The organism is Canicola haemoglobinophilus (genome assembly GCF_002015075.1).
In the GTDB taxonomy this organism is placed as follows: Bacteria; Pseudomonadota; Gammaproteobacteria; order Enterobacterales; family Pasteurellaceae; genus Canicola; species Canicola haemoglobinophilus.
Window position 1 is genome coordinate 1 of sequence record NZ_MUXZ01000047.1, and the last position, 3,388, is coordinate 3,388.

Here is a 3,388-nt window from a genome sequence, read left to right on the forward strand (position 1 = left end):
CATCTTGAAAAATACTCAAGATTGTATGGTTAAGTGACTAAGCGCACAAGGTGGATGCCTTGGCAATCAGAGGCGAAGAAGGACGTGCTAATCTGCGAAAAGCTTGGATGAGTTGATAAGAAGCGTTTAATCCAAGATATCCGAATGGGGAAACCCGATAGGTGAAGAACCTATCATTTCATTGTGAATTCATAGCAATGAAAGGCGAACCGGGAGAACTGAAACATCTAAGTACCCCGAGGAAAAGAAATCAACCGAGATTCTGTAAGTAGCGGCGAGCGAAAGCGGAGTAGCCAGTAAGTGATAGCAATGATATTAGAGGAATTGGCTGGGAAGCCAAATCATAGAGGGTGATAATCCCGTACTTGAAAGTATTATTGTGGTACTAAGTTTACGAGAAGTAGGGCGGGACACGAGAAATCCTGTTTGAAGATGGGGGGACCATCCTCCAAGGCTAAATACTCCTGATTGACCGATAGTGAACCAGTACTGTGAAGGAAAGGCGAAAAGAACCCCGGTGAGGGGAGTGAAATAGAACCTGAAACCTTGTGCGTACAAGCAGTGGGAGCCTGTAAGGGTGACTGCGTACCTTTTGTATAATGGGTCAGCGACTTATATTTTGTAGCGAGGTTAACTGAATAAGGGAGCCGAAGGGAAACCGAGTCTTAACTGGGCGTTAAGTTGCAAGGTATAGACCCGAAACCCGGTGATCTAGCCATGGGCAGGTTGAAGGTTGGGTAACACTAACTGGAGGACCGAACCGACTAATGTTGAAAAATTAGCGGATGACTTGTGGCTGGGGGTGAAAGGCCAATCAAACTGGGAGATAGCTGGTTCTCCCCGAAATCTATTTAGGTAGAGCCTTGAGCGGACACCTTCGGGGGTAGAGCACTGTTTCGGCTAGGGGGCCATCCCGGCTTACCAACCCGATGCAAACTGCGAATACCGAAGAGTGATACTCAGGAGACACACGGCGGGTGCTAACGTCCGTCGTGGAGAGGGAAACAACCCAGACCGCCAGCTAAGGTCCCAAAGTCTATATTAAGTGGGAAACGAAGTGGGAAGGCTTAGACAGCTAGGATGTTGGCTTAGAAGCAGCCATCATTTAAAGAAAGCGTAATAGCTCACTAGTCGAGTCGGCCTGCGCGGAAGATGTAACGGGGCTAAAATATAGCACCGAAGCTGCGGCATCAGGCGTATCACTAATACGCCTTAGATTAACAACATGGAATGAAACGAAGTGGAATGAAATGTTGGTCAAGCAACCCGAACGTTGAGTCGGATTGAAATCGAAGAAAGGAATATTAGTGATACGCCTGTTGGGTAGGGGAGCGTCGTGTAAGCGGAAGAAGGTGAATCGAGAGGTTTGCTGGACGTATCACGAGTGCGAATGCTGACATAAGTAACGATAAAACGAGTGAAAAACTCGTTCGCCGGAAGACCAAGGGTTCCTGTCCAACGTTAATCGGGGCAGGGTGAGTCGGCCCCTAAGGCGAGGCTGAAAAGCGTAGTCGATGGGAAACGGGTTAATATTCCCGTACTTGGATAAACTGCGATGTGGGGACGGAGAAGGTTAGGTAAGCAGACTGTTGGATGTCTGTTTAAGCAGGTAGTTGGGGTAGGTAGGCAAATCCGCTTACCCAGTTAAACAACGAGAAGTGATGACGAGTCTCTAAGGAGATGAAGTTACTGATACCACGCTTCCAGGAAAAGCCACTAAGCTTCAGGTTTATCTAAACCGTACTGAAAACCGACACAGGTGGTCAGGTAGAGAATACTCAGGCGCTTGAGAGAACTCGGGTGAAGGAACTAGGCAAAATAGCACCGTAACTTCGGGAGAAGGTGCGCCGGCGTAGATTGTAATCCCTTGCGGATGAAGGTTGAACCGGTCGAAGATACCAGCTGGCTGCAACTGTTTATTAAAAACACAGCACTCTGCAAACACGAAAGTGGACGTATAGGGTGTGATGCCTGCCCGGTGCTGGAAGGTTAATTGATGGTGTTATCGAAAGAGAAGCTCCTGATCGAAGCCCCAGTAAACGGCGGCCGTAACTATAACGGTCCTAAGGTAGCGAAATTCCTTGTCGGGTAAGTTCCGACCTGCACGAATGGCATAATGATGGCCAGGCTGTCTCCACCCGAGACTCAGTGAAATTGAAATCGCCGTGAAGATGCGGTGTACCCGCGGCTAGACGGAAAGACCCCGTGAACCTTTACTATAGCTTGACACTGAACATTGAATTTTGATGTGTAGGATAGGTGGGAGGCTTTGAAGCAGTCACGCCAGTGATTGTGGAGCCATTGTTGAAATACCACCCTTTAACGTTTGATGTTCTAACGAAGTACCTGAAACGGGTACTCGGACAGTGTCTGGTGGGTAGTTTGACTGGGGCGGTCTCCTCCCAAAGAGTAACGGAGGAGCACGAAGGTTTGCTAATGACGGTCGGACATCGTCAGGTTAGTGCAATGGTATAAGCAAGCTTAACTGCGAGACAGACAAGTCGAGCAGGTGCGAAAGCAGGTCATAGTGATCCGGTGGTTCTGAATGGAAGGGCCATCGCTCAACGGATAAAAGGTACTCCGGGGATAACAGGCTGATACCGCCCAAGAGTTCATATCGACGGCGGTGTTTGGCACCTCGATGTCGGCTCATCACATCCTGGGGCTGAAGTAGGTCCCAAGGGTATGGCTGTTCGCCATTTAAAGTGGTACGCGAGCTGGGTTTAGAACGTCGTGAGACAGTTCGGTCCCTATCTGCCGTGGGCGTTGGAGAATTGAGGGGGGCTGCTCCTAGTACGAGAGGACCGGAGTGGACGCATCACTGGTGTTCCAGTTGTCTCGCCAGAGGCATTGCTGGGTAGCTACATGCGGAAGAGATAAGTGCTGAAAGCATCTAAGCACGAAACTTGCCTTAAGATGAGTTCTCCCTGACTATAAGTCAGTAAGGGTTGTTGGAGACTACGACGTAGATAGGTGTGGTGTGTAAGTGTAGTGATACATTGAGCTAACACATACTAATTGCCCGAGAGGCTTAACCATACAATCTTGAGTGTTTTGGGGTTGTTTGGAGATGAACTAGAGATAGAAAAGAAAACTATAGAAAGGACAGAATAGAAAATTTAGAGTGAACAGCTTGTTTTTGATTGTGAGAGCAGAGGTAAAATAAATAAAACGCTGATAAAAAAGTGAATTAAAAGCTTAATAAAAAAGGTGAATTAAAAACTTAATAAAAAGCGAATGAGAAACCTCAAAAGAGTTAGAACAGAATAATCTTGGCGGCGATAGTGCGGTGGTTCCACCTGACCCCATGCCGAACTCAGAAGTGAAACGCCGTGACGCCGATGGTAGTGTGGGGTCTCCCCATGTGAGAGTAGGTCACCGCCAGGTT

Annotated in this window: 2 rRNA genes; both read left to right on the top strand. The window is 48.1% G+C overall.

Features of this window, described 5'->3' with window-relative positions:
* Positions 1 to 27 precede the first annotated feature (27 nt).
* A 23S ribosomal RNA gene (locus B0186_RS10445) occupies positions 28 to 3,039 on the top strand.
* Positions 3,040 to 3,271: 232 nt separating this feature from the next.
* Positions 3,272 to 3,387, top strand: a 5S ribosomal RNA gene (gene rrf / locus B0186_RS10450).
* Position 3,388: the final 1 nt, after the last annotated feature.